Annotated in this window: 10 protein-coding genes; 3 read left to right on the top strand and 7 right to left on the bottom strand. The window is 47.9% G+C overall.

What is annotated here, in order from left to right; all coding sequences use genetic code 11:
* Window positions 1–642: 642 nt before the first annotated feature.
* The 4 genes from speY to OEV79_11260 form a co-directional block, all read right to left on the bottom strand.
* Window positions 643–1,806: a deoxyhypusine synthase gene (gene speY, locus OEV79_11275; protein MDH4212016.1), complete on the bottom strand. Its 1,164-nt coding sequence runs from the start codon at window positions 1,804–1,806 to the stop codon at window positions 643–645.
* A 50-nt stretch (window positions 1,807–1,856) separates the two neighbouring features.
* Window positions 1,857–2,984 carry a type III PLP-dependent enzyme gene (locus OEV79_11270; protein MDH4212015.1) on the bottom strand — a complete coding sequence of 376 codons (1,128 nt, stop codon included), beginning with the start codon at window positions 2,982–2,984 and terminating at the stop codon, window positions 1,857–1,859.
* A gap of 70 nt (window positions 2,985–3,054) precedes the next feature.
* Window positions 3,055–3,933 carry a DUF2330 domain-containing protein gene (locus tag OEV79_11265; GenBank protein MDH4212014.1) on the bottom strand — a complete coding sequence of 293 codons (879 nt, stop codon included), beginning with the start codon at window positions 3,931–3,933 and terminating at the stop codon, window positions 3,055–3,057.
* A 29-nt stretch (window positions 3,934–3,962) separates the two neighbouring features.
* A complete protein-coding gene (locus OEV79_11260) occupies window positions 3,963–4,457 on the bottom strand; it encodes a hypothetical protein (GenBank protein MDH4212013.1) in 495 nt (164 codons plus the stop codon).
* A gap of 317 nt (window positions 4,458–4,774) precedes the next feature.
* Here OEV79_11260 and OEV79_11255 point away from each other — a divergent pair, with 317 nt between their 5' ends.
* Both OEV79_11255 and OEV79_11250 read left to right on the top strand, forming a co-directional pair.
* Window positions 4,775–6,562: an ABC transporter ATP-binding protein/permease gene (locus OEV79_11255; GenBank protein MDH4212012.1), complete on the top strand. Its 1,788-nt coding sequence runs from the start codon at window positions 4,775–4,777 to the stop codon at window positions 6,560–6,562.
* Complete coding sequence (locus OEV79_11250) at window positions 6,559–8,280, top strand: ABC transporter ATP-binding protein/permease (protein ID MDH4212011.1); 1,722 nt, start codon at window positions 6,559–6,561, stop codon at window positions 8,278–8,280. The genes OEV79_11255 and OEV79_11250 overlap by 4 nt, the downstream gene beginning before the upstream one ends.
* Before the next feature lie 348 nt (window positions 8,281–8,628).
* Here the strand turns inward: OEV79_11250 and OEV79_11245 are convergent, their stop codons facing one another.
* Both OEV79_11245 and OEV79_11240 read right to left on the bottom strand, forming a co-directional pair.
* The gene (locus OEV79_11245; protein MDH4212010.1) at window positions 8,629–9,687 is read right to left on the bottom strand and encodes a carboxypeptidase regulatory-like domain-containing protein; all 1,059 of its coding nucleotides are present in this window, start codon (window positions 9,685–9,687) and stop codon (window positions 8,629–8,631) included.
* Window positions 9,688–9,834: 147 nt separating this feature from the next.
* On the bottom strand, window positions 9,835–10,374 hold the full coding sequence (locus OEV79_11240; protein ID MDH4212009.1) for a hypothetical protein: 540 nt from the start codon (window positions 10,372–10,374) through the stop codon (window positions 9,835–9,837).
* 413 nt (window positions 10,375–10,787) lie between these two features.
* Here OEV79_11240 and OEV79_11235 point away from each other — a divergent pair, with 413 nt between their 5' ends.
* A complete protein-coding gene (locus OEV79_11235; GenBank protein MDH4212008.1) occupies window positions 10,788–12,518 on the top strand; it encodes a metallophosphoesterase in 1,731 nt (576 codons plus the stop codon).
* 545 nt (window positions 12,519–13,063) lie between these two features.
* Here the strand turns inward: OEV79_11235 and panC are convergent.
* Window positions 13,064–13,900: a pantoate--beta-alanine ligase gene (panC, locus tag OEV79_11230; protein ID MDH4212007.1), complete on the bottom strand. Its 837-nt coding sequence runs from the start codon at window positions 13,898–13,900 to the stop codon at window positions 13,064–13,066.
* Window positions 13,901–14,479 lie beyond the last annotated feature (579 nt).

The following is a 14,479-nucleotide window of genomic DNA, read 5'->3' as shown; positions in this document are numbered from 1 at the left end:
TTGCGGGTTCAAGTCCCGTTACCCACCTTTCCCTTTTCGGTGCTCGATGTACCGAAAAGGGAAGCAGTAAATTCTAATATCGAAATTCTAAACAAACCCTAATTTTCAAAACTCAAATGACAAAAAAACCGTTATGTTCGTTTGGTTCGTTATTAGCGTTAATTTCGTTGATTGACTGAGATTGCTTTCCTTCGACAAGCTCAGGACAGGCTTGCTACACTCCTCGCAATGACAGAGAGGAGGTGGAGATTGCTGCGCTAGCGCTCGCAATGACGGGGGAAAACGGAGATTGCTTCGTCCTCCTCGATAAGCTCGGATTCCTCGCAATGACGGAGGAAGCGTTGTAGTTGCCTGATTCATCAGGGGTCACGTCTCCAGCCACACCCTCACCTTATTCCTCTCCCTTCAAGGGAGAGGAGATGGGGGGTGTAACAAGGCCTGGATTCCCCGGTCATGCCGGAGATGGAAAGAAGATTAAAGTGATGTAATTACCTAAAGACTTGGAGCAAACCTTCCACCCCGTTTTGAATTTTGAAATTGTTTAGAGTTTAGTGCTTAGAATTTAGAATTTCCAGTCCGCTATTCGCACGACACAACGAAATCCCGATTGATAAAGGTAAGTCTACGACAGCTCGGTATTAGCTATTTATGGTGTGCGTAATACTCCCTGATCAGGTTCTTCACGAACTCCTGCCGCTTAGCATATAGCCTCTTCAACTTCCGCTTCTTGTGCTTTGCGAGCGCATAATGGGCAATGATCGGAAAACCCACTGTGGCATCAAGGTAGCAGACCACTGCATCGGGCAAACTAGTCGGATCGACCTTACCCCACGAAACGGCCTCGTGCGGAGTTGCACCCGAAAGCCCACCAGTATCCGGCCTCGCATCGGTGATCTGGAAAAAGTAATCATGACCCACTTCTTTTATGCGAAGCACTTCCTGGATCTGGGGTTCGGTTTGAAGCAGAAAGTTTTTCGGGCTCCCACCGCCGATCAACAGGGCTCCTGATTTACCGCCACCGCGTTTTGAGGCAAGAACAATGGCTGTCGTTTCATTGACATCGATCGACGGATTGATGCGCAGTCTACCGCCTACGATCTCCTCTTCGGCGATATTCATGCCTAGCGTCGAATCACCGGGCGAACTCGTGTACAGAGGTATGCCGAGCCGGTGCGCGACGGCCATGACTGAAACATCCCTATGCCCGGTCTTCGTTTCCCAATCTGCCGCGTATTTGCCCAGCAGGTAGTGAAATTCAGCAGTCCCCATTTCCTTTTGGAATTCGGGCTGCTTGAAAATCTGACGCAGTATTTCGTCGGTCGCCATCAGGCAATCGGTATAACCCAACAATATGTCATATATTCGCACGACATCATTCTTTCTGAGATCGGCATCATCGATCAGGTGCGTGCCAACGTGAAGCGGAAAATTGAACGCATAGTGCATATCGTGATACAAGTTGGCACCGGTCGATACAATCCAATCCACAAAACCGGCTTTCATAAGCGGAATAATGACTGATTTCCCAATCCCAGCAGGAGTTAGAGCACCGGCAAGGCTCATGCCGACCGTAACATCGTCAGCCAACATCTTTTCGGTGAACAAACGACAGCCCTCACGTAATCTGGCTGCATTATATGCAAGAAACGAATCCTCAATGAGTTTCACCAATTTTTCTCTACCGTTTATTGCCGGCGGAAAAATTCTTTGCCCGGACAGATATCGTTTCTTGCCTGGATAGTTCTTCTTCTTAAGCCAATCAGGAACTCCTTCCACATCTTTTTTCATCTTATGTAATCTTTTCATTACACCCCCTTGTTGGTTTCATATGATCAATTCGATCCGTGATCATATGGCTAAGGCACAGTAACCACTTTGGCCGGTGGTATGCCGTTGAAATTCGTAGCGGTCACCCATGAATAGGCGCCGATCCTCTCAACATATATTAGATCACCGATGTCCAATTCCGGAAGGTCTTCGCTGGTCGAAATGATATCAAAAGAATCGCACGTTGGCCCGGCGAGCGTCGTGATCTGGGTGAAACCTCTTTTCAGCACCTTGAACTGATACTTACAGTGGTCGTATACGATCCCCGACAAGGACCCGTACACGCCGTCATCGAGATAGTACCAGTGTTTGTTCCCCCGTATCGATTTGCCGACGATACGCATTATGAGATAGCAGGCCGGACCACAGAGCACCCTGCCCGGCTCGGCAATGATCTGAACATCGCGTGGGAACATACGGTTTAATTCTTTGTTTATGTGTGTCGCGGTTTTTCCAAAAAAATCTTTATCCTGGTCAAAATACCGGATCGGAAAACCGCCGCCGATATCCAGTATTTCAAGCGGTATCTGTTTAAGATGGGCGTCCTTGAAAATTATTGAAGCGATCTCAAGCGAGTCGAGGTAGTTTGCCACATGCGTGTTCTGGGAACCAACATGAAAACTCACGCCCACCGGTTTCAGGCCGAGGCGTATCGCCTTTATCAAAAACGGTATCGCGTCCATCGGTTCCGCGCCGAATTTCAACGATAATTCAACGACCGAACCGACATTGGGGACTTTGATACGTACCAGGACTCTGGCTCTGGGCGCGAACCGTGCGATCTTATTGAGTTCATACTCGGAGTCGAAAGTCATCATCTGGATCTTATGACTGGCGGCATATTTGAGAGCCTCGGGCCTCTTCACCGTATTTGCGAAAATCATGCGCTCCGGTCCGATCCCGAGTTCACGAATGGCCTTCATTTCCTGCATCGACGCAACGTCAAAACCTATACCCGCCTCAGCGAATGTCTTGAGGATGAAAGGATGGGAGTTCGCTTTTACCGCATAAAAGGGCTGAACGCGCGGCAGCAGATTGCGGAACCTCTTCAATTGCTCAAGCAGTTTTGACTTGCTTATAACGAATAGTGGAGTGCCGTGTTTCTTAGCCAGGTCATTGATCAGATATTTGATCTCTCTTCTCGTTCTTTTCTTCATCGGCACCTCTCTTCTAAAAAAGCTTGAAAGGGCTCACAGAAGGCAACTAAGGACGACATTGTTATCGGCATCACCTTGCAAGCAGATCAGCATCGAATTGTTTCAATTCGCCTTCGATCTCCCAGATGCGCAGTTTCATCCTGTCGTATCCCTTGAGCAAGGCGTACATGTCTTCGTTCAACTCCCTGAGTTCATCCTGGCTGATCTCTATGGGGTCGTGTTTCAGGTGTATGCGGTCGATCGGCAGCGACGGAAATCTGTTCAGCAGACGCGGGGTAAGGATCAGGAGTTCGATCGATGTAGAACCTTCTGCCGTGCTCGTAATTTTCAAAGGGTAGAACAAATGATTGCTCTTGAAGCCGTACTGTATTGGCTCATTCGTCACAATATCTTGGCCCAGCGATATAACATCAAACACGAACCATTCAAAATCTCCGGCGATATATTCTTCGATCAGACTCTTCATTTTGTCCGAGACAATATTTTGCTCCACACCGAGTGTCGCGAGATATTCGACGACCCAATCGACAAAACCTGATGCGTCGAGCAGATGCGTGACGGAAATATCGTGGGCGCCGATCTTTTCGTGGAACGTCACTTCGCCCGACGGTACAACAACGCCTTCTGACAGCGCACGGCCTTTACCCGCTTGCCCGGCATACAATTTCCTGTTGATAAGATCGGTAGCTTTACGGAAAGTTTCGAGGTCTCCCTTCTTCACCTGAGGCTCGGATGGCAGAGGCATAACTTCGAGCACTCGCGTTGAGTCGGTTGCGTGCAGATCCGTACTCAGAAGGAGTATCTGTTCAGTGCCGTTCCAGGCGATCATTGCCCGCTGGTTGGGTTCGAAGATCTGAACATAAGGGTTGAAAGGCATCATGCCGCGGTCTGCAACGACAGGTGAGACGGAAAGAATAAAAAACACTATGATTACACCTATGCGCTTCATGTATTATTATAACAATCCTAACGCGTAAGTCAATTATACTTGATGCAGAAAACGTTAATTTCGTTTAGCCCGTTATTTCCGCTAATATCGCTGATACCGTTAATCGCGTTATTATCGTTAGGTTCGTTATTACCGTTAATTTCGTTAATATCGATAGTCTCGTTACTTTCGTTAATATCGTTAGTCTCGTTATTCTCGTTAATAGCGTTATTTCCGTTATTGTCGTTAGATTTTCTCTTCGAGCGAGTGAGACGAGTCGAGAAGTAGGAGATTGTCCCGATTTTTCGTATCGGGCATTTGTAATCAAGTGAGAATCGAGGATCCCGCAAAGCGGGACCGCGTCGCCCCGCACTATGTACACCCAAAAAAGTACTGGACTCCTCGCAATGAAGCAAAATGAAGTGAAACGTAACCGTGACCTTCTCAGGGCAAACAGATGGGGTCAGGTCTTGACTATTGACAAATTGTTTTGTTTTCAAAATTACATTCCTTCCAATGTTGGCGTCGAACTTGCCGAAAGACATGGGCCGGTTATTTGTCACTTTTGTCAATAGTCAAGACCTGACCCCAAACGCTGCCTTGTCTCGAGCAGCCTGCTTCGTAGTGTTCTCACCCTCACCTTATTCCTCTCCCATCAAGGGAGAGGAGATGGGGGCGGGGCTTCGATTGCACTCTGTCACGGGGACAGGCACCTTACGGAGCCAGTCCCCTTTGGACTCGCAATGACGGCGAGGAATGTTATGCATGTTTACAATCGTTGTCATCTTCCTTTGCATCTTTGTAATCAAGCATTTCAAATGCAGTGTTTGACATCACGTGTATTCTGTAGATAATATGAACCATGCACTGGCATTTTGAAGACAGATACGCACTAGAAGATACAGGCGCAAAAAAACGGAACTGGCGAATACTCAAGAAACTAATGCCGTATTTCAGGAAGTACTTGCGGACGATAATCATCGCCTCGTTTCTTTTGCTGTTCTCGACACTGCTGACCCTGCTCGGTCCTATCCTGATAAGACGCGCCATCGACGTCGAAATACCCGGTAAAAGCACGCAGGGACTGCTGATCATCGCGGCCATCTACATAGTAATCCAGATTGTTGTCCTACTGGTCAGATACTTCCAGCAGATCGAGATAATGACCATCGGCGAAAAGGCAATCGCCGATCTGAAAGCCGATATCTTCCGGCATTTGCTCAGGCTCCCCGTATCCTATTTCGACAAGCACCCGGTAGGTGCATTGATCTCTCGCGTTGAAAGTGACACCGAAGCATTAAAATTCTTGTTCTCATCAACTGCGGTAGTTCTGGTGAGTAATCTCGCTCTCCTCGTAGGTATGTCCGTGGTGATGTTCGTCGTCAGCTGGCAGCTCTATCTGCTTATCCTTTTTATGATGCCCATTTTCGCTTACAGCTTCTGGTGGTTTGAGAAACACGTGCGTAATGTGTTTATAAATCTGAGAAAGAAAATCGCCGAGATCAACGGTTTTGTAGTCGAGACGGTCAAGTCACTGAACGTCGTTCAGATGTTCCGGCAGGAAGATAATTTTGTATCCAAGATCAACAAACTGGGCAAAGACAAGTATGCATACGAGATGCAGTCACTGTCGTTCTGGTATCGCATATGGTTTTTCGTGGAACTGGGCGAGATCATAGGCATCGTGCTCGTACTCGGCCTGGGCGGGATATGGGCGCTATCCGGTTTGATCACGATCGGCACGCTCTATCTTTTCATAAGTTATATCACGCGTCTTTTTGTTCCTCTGCGCGGTATATCCGACCAGATAAATGTTATCGAGCGAGCATTCGCTGCCGCCGAAAGAGTATTCCAGATCCTATCGACCCAGGAGGAATTTCAGGTAAGCGAAACCCACGTGCTGCGGGAATTCGAACACGCAATCCAGTTCAAAGACTTGAGTTTCTTCTACGACGATAAGAACTGGATACTGAAGGATCTGAATTTCCAGATCAAGAAAGGAGAACGGATCGCGCTCGTAGGCGAAACAGGAGGCGGCAAGACATCGATCATTTCTCTTCTGCTTAAGTACTATTCTCCTCAGGATGGAGATATCTTGATCGACGGCACGCCTATTGCTGACGTAGAGCGTCATTCGCTGCGTTCCAGAATCGGGTTTGTACCGCAGGATGTCATCTTATTCCCGGGTACGATCCTTGATAATCTCAGACTCTTTGACGATACGATAGCAGATGAGAAAGTACGTGACGCGGCAAAGCGCGCAAAGATCCATCAACGCATAGAAGACCTGCCCGAAGGCTACAAAACAAATATTATCGAGCAGGGTATCAACCTGTCTTTCGGTGAAAGGCAACTCATATCCTATACGAGGGCACTGGTCTTCGATCCTGAGATACTAATTCTTGACGAAGCAACGTCATCGGTGGACCCCGAAAGCGAACGTCTGGTCCAGCAAGGTCTCAAAGAGTTGCTCAAAGGACGCACCGCAATAATTATAGCACACCGCCTCACGACGACACGTCTGGCCGACCGGGTGCTGGTAATTCATAAAGGCAAATTAGTTGAGGATGGCAATCATTCCGACTTACTACGCGAGAAAGGACATTACTACAAAATGTACAGGCTTCAGTACCTGAGCGGGGTACAATGAGATCGGTTATCTACTTCTGGAAAAAACACAAAATCTGGCTCTCGTTTCTCATAGTATTCTCATTTTTCAATACGATCATCGCCCTTATTTTTCCGTATCTTCTTAAAGATGTAATTGACGGAATAAGGACTAATTTCGCCCGCCAGGATCTCATCAGGTTTGTTTTGATAATCGGTGGTATTGGATTCCTGCGCGCCATTTTCAACTCGCTGCTTCCCTATACCCGCGGCCGCAGCAATGAGATGTACCTAATTGACGAACGCACGAACATATTTTCCAAGATATTGCGTAAGGGGCATTCTTTTCTCGGCCGGTTCCCGGCTGGCGATATACTACAGCGTGTTGACCATGACCTCAACGAACTCGCATGGTTTTCATGTTCTGGCATATTCAGACCCATCGAAGGCATCTTCACCTTGGTGATCGCCTTGTACTTCCTCATAAGGATCAACCCGATGCTGACCCTTATCTCCGCCTTACCGATCAGCCTGGCGGCAGTGGGATGGCTCAAGATAAGCCCGATCATGTATAAGTACTACTACGCGTGGCGCGAATCAATATCTCGAACGAACAATCATCTGCAGTCGAGTTTCACCGGTATAAAACTCGTAAAATCCTATACGACAGAAGACAAAACCGGCCTGCGCTTCACGGACATGCTCACAGCCAGGGTCGGCGCATCAATAAGGGTGATCAAACTCGAAGCGCTTATCCATACTCTGTTCACCGCCATCGAGGAGATGGGCGTGATCCTGGTGCTTTTATTCGGCGGCTTATTTATCATCCGCAGCAATCTCACGATCGGTGAATTTGTTGCTTTCAATGCATATATCATACTTCTCCTCGACCCGATGTTGAGGATCGGCAATTATTTCGTATCGAAGAAACGTGCCCAGGTCCAGAGCGAACGCATCGAAGAAATAAAAAATTTCCCGACCGACGTCGCTGATGAAGGGCGGGTAAAAGAGGCCGACCACAGGGGCATTTCCATGGAAAACGTGTCTTTCAGATACGCGCAGGAGGGTCCGCTCATTCTGGACGGGGTGAATATCAATATCAAGCCGGGTCAAAAGATCGGCCTTGCGGGCACGGTCGGGTCGGGCAAAACCACCCTGCTGCAAGTGCTGATGAGGGTCGCCGACCCAACCAATGGCAGGGTGAAACTGAACGGCACAGACATGCGTGACATCAGGCTTTCGGAATTGCGTTCGCTTTTCGGTTACATACCGCAGGAACCTTCGTTGTTCTCCGAAAGCATCTATAATAACATAACCTTCGGCCGTAAGATCGACACCCCCATGGTCAACAGTGCGATAAAACTTGCCCAGCTCGAAGGTTTTGTGCGCGGCGCGCCGAAAGGACTCGATGAACTCATCGGTGAGCGCGGCCTGCGGATCTCCGGGGGCGAGAAACAGCGCGTGGCGATCGCCCGCGCCGTGCTCAATCAACCGAAGATACTCGTGCTCGATGATGCAACATCGAACCTCGATGCCGACACTGAAAAGGAATTGATCGGGCAATTGTCCAAAACCCAGGATACGACCATAATAATCATATCGCACCGTCTGTCGGTGCTTTCGATCTGCGACTACATCTATGTTCTGGACAAAGGAAAGATCGTTGAGCAGGGCACGCACGAGGTATTGCTCAAGAATCAGGGGCTGTACTGGAAACTCTACCAGCACCAGATCATGGAAGAAGAGTTGATGAAAGACTAGACGCAACAACGCAGAAGACGCAGGATCGTTTAGCTGGTCCCGCACAAAAATGCGGGATACTCAATTTTGTAATCATATACAAGATATGAACAAAATTGGCACAGTATCGCAACGCTCGGAGATACTTGGGGTCATTGCGAGGAGTCCCGCACCTTTTTGATACAATATAATGCGGGACGACGCGGCAATCTCAACAAAACAATACTGAGATTGCTTCGTCCGCCTACGGCGTCCTCGCAATGACTGACGTGACAAGGGGACTGGCTCCGTTAGGTGCCTGTCTCATTAAATTCCGCAATGACGCTAAGACCTTAGAAATTATTTATTGGGATACAATAAATCGCTGAATCAGAACTTTATTACTTTCAACTTTTGCTCTTGCAGCGCAATGAAATAAACGCCGCGCGGTAAGTCTGCGCAGTCGACCGTAACATCGGTGTTCAAGTTCTTGTTGTCAAACCGTCGTATGAGTGTTCCAGTCACATCGTAAATATCGATATGCTGGGCCGGTTCACGCATAGTAACATAGAGCGCGCCGTTGAACGGATTAGGCCTCACAAATGATCCCATGTTTGTATCGTAATTCAGGTTTTCGGCAATGCCGGTCGGCAGGTAAAAATTCACATTGTTAATTGGAGCTGTACAGCATAACTGACCAATTAGTTGCGTATCCGGCAAGTACCCGTCTGCATAAACGTCAATGTCATACCAATACGGCAACAGACTATCAAAATAGTATGCTCCATCACTCGCTGTGTAGGTTGTACAACAAGTACTATACAGCATTGACGGAAAGACAAAAGCAGAGTAGTCAGAAAACGTCGCGGTGACACGGGCACCGGCGAGAGGTTGGCTAGCATTGTCGAAAATATGCCCCGACACGCTACAGCCTGGATAATCATCATTTGGCATACCCGGGGTCGGTGTCGAATCAAGGTACCAATCGCGGATCAACCAATATTCGTAGTCGTAGTAACAATACACATAACAGTGAAACTTCGCAGCCGACCAATCAATAGGAGGGGCCGGCGCACAGCACCACTCGGTCGCATGCCCCGGATAATACACAGAATCACCGAATTGGCCGAAGGATAGAACCGCCACGCAACCAGTATCATCAAGCAATTCAAAAACACCCGTCATTACTGAACGGTCAATGACGGCCTGCCCCATTCCCGTGAGGAATATGCTTGTATCCACATACGCAACGCCGGCTGGTGTCAAAACCTCCGTGTTGTACAAATTAAAAGTCTCAGTAAAAAGTGTATCCGAGGCACCCGATTGGAGATACCGCAGCTCCACTCGTTCCGAATCATAAGGAGCAACCTGGAATTCGTTGATGACTTCGATCATAATCGGATTGGCACTAAGAACGCAAACCACTACAGGCAATACAAGCCATTTCATACGTTTTTCTCCTACATAATTATCCTACACATAATAATAAGAGGGAAATTGCAATTGTCAAGGTTCAACTGACCAGACGCGGAGTTAGGGAAAAACGGCAAAGTAAGAGAAGAGTCCCTCTCCGCGCCTGTCGAGATTGCAGTACGGCTACCAGTTAAGAATTAGGTCCTCTTCCGGGAAGAAATTCGCTATCCGAATGGTCCACTTGCGATATTCGTCAACGATTTTGGGTTCGGGGAACGTATAATTCGTGCTGATATTCAAACGCTCTGCCGCGGTGATTGTAAAATTCGCATCTTTTATCGACCTCCTCCATGCTTTCGTCGTTGTCGTAATATACCTGAAGAACCGATCTCTCACCCGCTGTTCATAAATGATTTTGAACGAATCAATACAATTGGGAGGCAGTGAAAGCGAGAAGTAGATGCCTGCAGAATCCGTTTCAAATTCGCGGTCAATCGAAATGTTTTCGGGAAAATAATGATTCGAATCAACAGGGAAAGGATAATAGAACTTGATGCGCTTTCCGATCTGAGTCAGGTTCTCGAAATAGTAGACGCCGGTGACCCTTGCCTTTCCATCCAGGATCTCAACGGTCACATCTTCTTTGAAAAAATCGATCGGAGGTTCTTTTTGACATGCGCAAAAAAGGACGATGCAGAAAAATAAGACGGTTCGGTTACTCATTTACTTCTTTATCCATACAATTTTTCCACACGACTATAGCACATCCATCACCGTTAGTCAACGCTCCCACTTCGGCACTAAGCTAGTTAGCCAATTGGCTAACTAGCTAATTCCAAGAACGTCCAATATTTCTTGCAGGAACGTCCCCCTGGTTAAATGGTAATGGTCGACGGTAACGAAGCCCGTTTCGACTAGAAAGATTACGGTTACGTATTACAACGCCATCTGTCATTGCGAGCCAGTTTTATTGGCGAAGCAATCTCCCATGACAAACGAAAGTAACGATAGTAGCGGTAGTAACGGGATTATCGGCAATAGCGAACCCAACTCTATTAACGAGAATAACGAACTAAACGATCGTAACAGCTCTTGATTTTCATGCTAATATGACTACCATACAAGAAGGAGGAAGCATGAAAAGATCTATTATCGTAGTCGTATGCATCGCCTTTTTTGTTACCGTAAATACTGCTTGGGCATTTCGCTTTGCTGTGGTGGGCGATCGCACTGGAACGCCGCAGGATCCGGTATTCGAAGAAATCATCGAAGAGATCGCCCTTCTTGACCCTGATTTCGTGATGTGTGTTGGCGACATCGCCGAAGTCGACGTCGGTGATTCGGCAGCAGTGGATGCGGAATTCAACCACATGCTCGATATTGTTGGTAAACTTCCGTGCAAATTCTACTGGTGCGCGGGAAACAACGACATCGCCCAGGAATCCGATCGCATTAGGTATGAGGCCAAAACCGGTTTTAAGCGGTATTATTCGTTCAATTATGAGAACAGTCACTTTGTTGTCCTGGACAACACGATGTTATACTTTGCACAAACGCAGGAAATGGATGAAGAACAGCTTGACTGGCTCCAAAAAGACCTGGAAAAACACAAGCAAATGGACAACAAATTCGTGTTCTACCATATCCCGACTTACATCTACGCGCTGCGTGGAGGAGAAAGCGACACCCTGATGCAGATATTTGAGAAATACGGCGTCGACGTGGTCTTCACCGGACACCATCACGAATATTCTTATCTGAATCATAACAACGTCGAGTACATAGATGTGGGAAGTTCGGGCGGTGGCATTTCGACCAACGACGCGGCGCGCGGACATTTTTACCAGTATCTTACGATCACGGTACGGGGTGATAAACGAAGCATCGCTCTTTTCAAAAAGGAAAGCGCTATGCCGCGCGATGTCGTAACGCTGGAAGATCTCGAAACGATCAACCGTCTTGATGAAGAAGCAATAGTTATCGATGAGTTCGTTATTGAAGATGACGCAAGAAACATTTCACAATCCGTTACTGCCACGGTCGAAAATTTTGGTCCCGACTCTTTGCTCTACCCCATCGTCTGGAACACTGATCCAGCACGCTACACAATAAAGCCGATCCAAATGAATCTGGTTGTGGCGCCTGGCGAGAAACGGGAATACGAATTTGAAGTTACCTTGACCGATGGCTCAGACCCGTTCCCGATACCCCGCTTCACCCTCGCTTACCCCTTTACCGAGGATAAGGTTTGCACCCTGTATAACCTGCTTTCAATCAAACGGCAAAAAAATGTCCAAACAGCATCCACACCGCCTGAGATCGACGGGAAACTCGATGATCCGCTGTGGCAAGCAGTCGTACCAGTAACAGCTCTCGGCAACTACAATGGCAGCGATATCGCGCCGATCGAAAAGACCGAGATCTACTTTGCTCATGATGACGAGAACCTCTATTTTGCAACCCGCTGCTACGATAATGATTTGTCGCAATTGCGGGCGGATATCTTTGAGCACGATGGTACAACATACTATGATGACAACCTCTGGCTTTTCTTTGACACAAATGGCGACCAGGAGACCTACTACCAGACAATTATCAATTGTAATGGTGCGGTTTTCGACCGCAAATGCGCCACCGACGGCACGCGCGACGCCTCGTGGAACGGCGCGTGGGAAGTAAGCTCCGGACGCGAGGCTGGCGCATGGACTCTGGAATTCAAGATCGCCAAGGCAGAACTTGCGCCCTTCAACGAGGAAAAATGGGGATTCAACATGCGCAGGCTGCAGCCGCGTTTCAACGACGCCGGCTATTGGTCGATCCCGTTCGCGCATGCACCGCAGTACTTCGGGATATTGGTATTTAAATAAGAGCACTGCGTGCTCTATAAGCTCAAAATCCTAAGCACTAAACTCTAAACAATATCAAAGTTCAAAATCCCAAACACGGTTTTGATCATTTGAATTTTGTGCTTTCAGATTGTCCCGCCTGTGGGGCCACGTCCGAATGAGGCGGACACAGCATCAAGGGAGAGGAGATTTGGGTGGGGCGTTGTCTCGTCTGGTTTTCCCTCAAGCTTTGTAGTTGCCTGATTTATCAGGACTGAATCGTTAATACCGTTAATTTCGTTAATCCCATTGTTATCATTAGTATCGCTTAGCCTTCGAAGTTCAGAGGTTCGTATGTTCTGTCGTTCTGGGACAGGCACCTTGCGGAGCCAGTCCCCTTGTCATTGCGAGGACTCCGCGCGTGCCGAGGAGGACGAAGCAATCTCAGTATTATGACGCGTTGGCAGCGGAGATTGCTTCGCCTACAATACGGGCTCGCAATGACAGCAGAAGTATACGCAAGGGGTGAAGCGGATCTTTATTAACGGAATTAGCGCAAGTAACGGGAATAACGAAAATAACAGTTGCTACAGAATGGTGTTGTCGATCAGCCGTGTCCGGCCGAAGTACACGGCAAGGGCGACCAGTGTTCCCTTTCGTAATTTCTTGATTGGTTGAAGTGTATTTTTGTCGACGATCGCAATGTAGTCGACTTTACCCTTCTTACTCTTGATCACACTCGCCATCTTATTAACAGCAAGTTTTGGATCGCGCAGCCCCCTCATGTAAGCCTGTCTGAACCATTGCAGGGACTCATATAATACAACCGCATTCTTTCTCTGAGTTTCATTCAAATATTTGTTACGCGAGCTCATGGCGAGGCCATCTTTTTCGCGCACAATCCTGCCAGTCACGATCTTCACGCCAAGATTCAGATCTTCGGTCATCTTTCTGATAATAACTGCCTGCTGATAGTCCTTGCTGCCGAAAACTGCCAGATCCGGTGCGATGATGTTGAAAAGTTTCAGCACCACGGTGGCCACACCCCGGAAATGTATGGGGCGTGATGCACCGCACATTAGTTTTCCCCAATCGACAACCTCAACATATGTCTGATACCCCTCGCGATACATTTCCCGGACCAGAGGATTGAAAACCAGGTCTACTTTCTCATTCTTTAATAACTGCAGGTCTCGTTTCAAGTCGCGCGGATAATCTCTGAAATCCTCCTTGGGGCCGAACTGAGCCGGGTTGACGAATATTGAGACCACGAGAAAATCGCATTTTCTGCGCGTCAGCCGGACGAGCGAAAGATGCCCCTCGTGCAGGTAACCCATGGTCGGCACAAGGCCGATCTTCCTGCCCTTGCGCTTTGCTTGAGCGATGATCTTCTTAACCTGAGTGATCCTCTTCACCACCCGCATGGGTAATTATAGGCGGAATTTACGGACGTTCAATACACAACCACCACCAAGGCAACATGTTGAGAAAACAGCGATGGGGCATAACCTGCGGTCCATGAGATTCTGAAGACACGCTTAAGCTGAAGTCATGTCACTTCGCTCCTGAAACCATGTTGCGCTGGTATGCCCCCCAAATCTCCTCTCCCTTGAGGGGAGAGGAATAAGGTGAGGGTGGATACTGTTATACAATAACGTAGGGCAAGGCTTTAGCCTTGCAAGACTTCTCGACTCGCTCCGTTCGCTCGAAGAGTAACGGGAAAGGGAACTGGCTCCGCAAGGTGCCTGTTCCCGAGGGTCTCTTCCACTTCTCGACTCACTCCGTTCGCTCGAAGAATAAATCTAACGATTCTAACGATAATAACGATATTAGCGAACCTAGCGAAAGTAACGGATTAGCGATATTTGCGAGAATAGCGATATAAACGGGCATAACGGTAATAACGATACTAACGAAATTAACGGGATTAACGAACCAAACGAAAATAACGGTAATAACGTCTTTTCATGTGATAATTTCGCTTTTCGCAATTCGCAATGCAA

The organism is candidate division WOR-3 bacterium (genome assembly GCA_029858255.1).
Classification (GTDB): Bacteria; Hydrothermota; Tepidihabitantia; order SM23-42; family SM23-42; genus SM23-42.
This window is presented reverse-complemented; position numbering and strand designations above follow the sequence as displayed.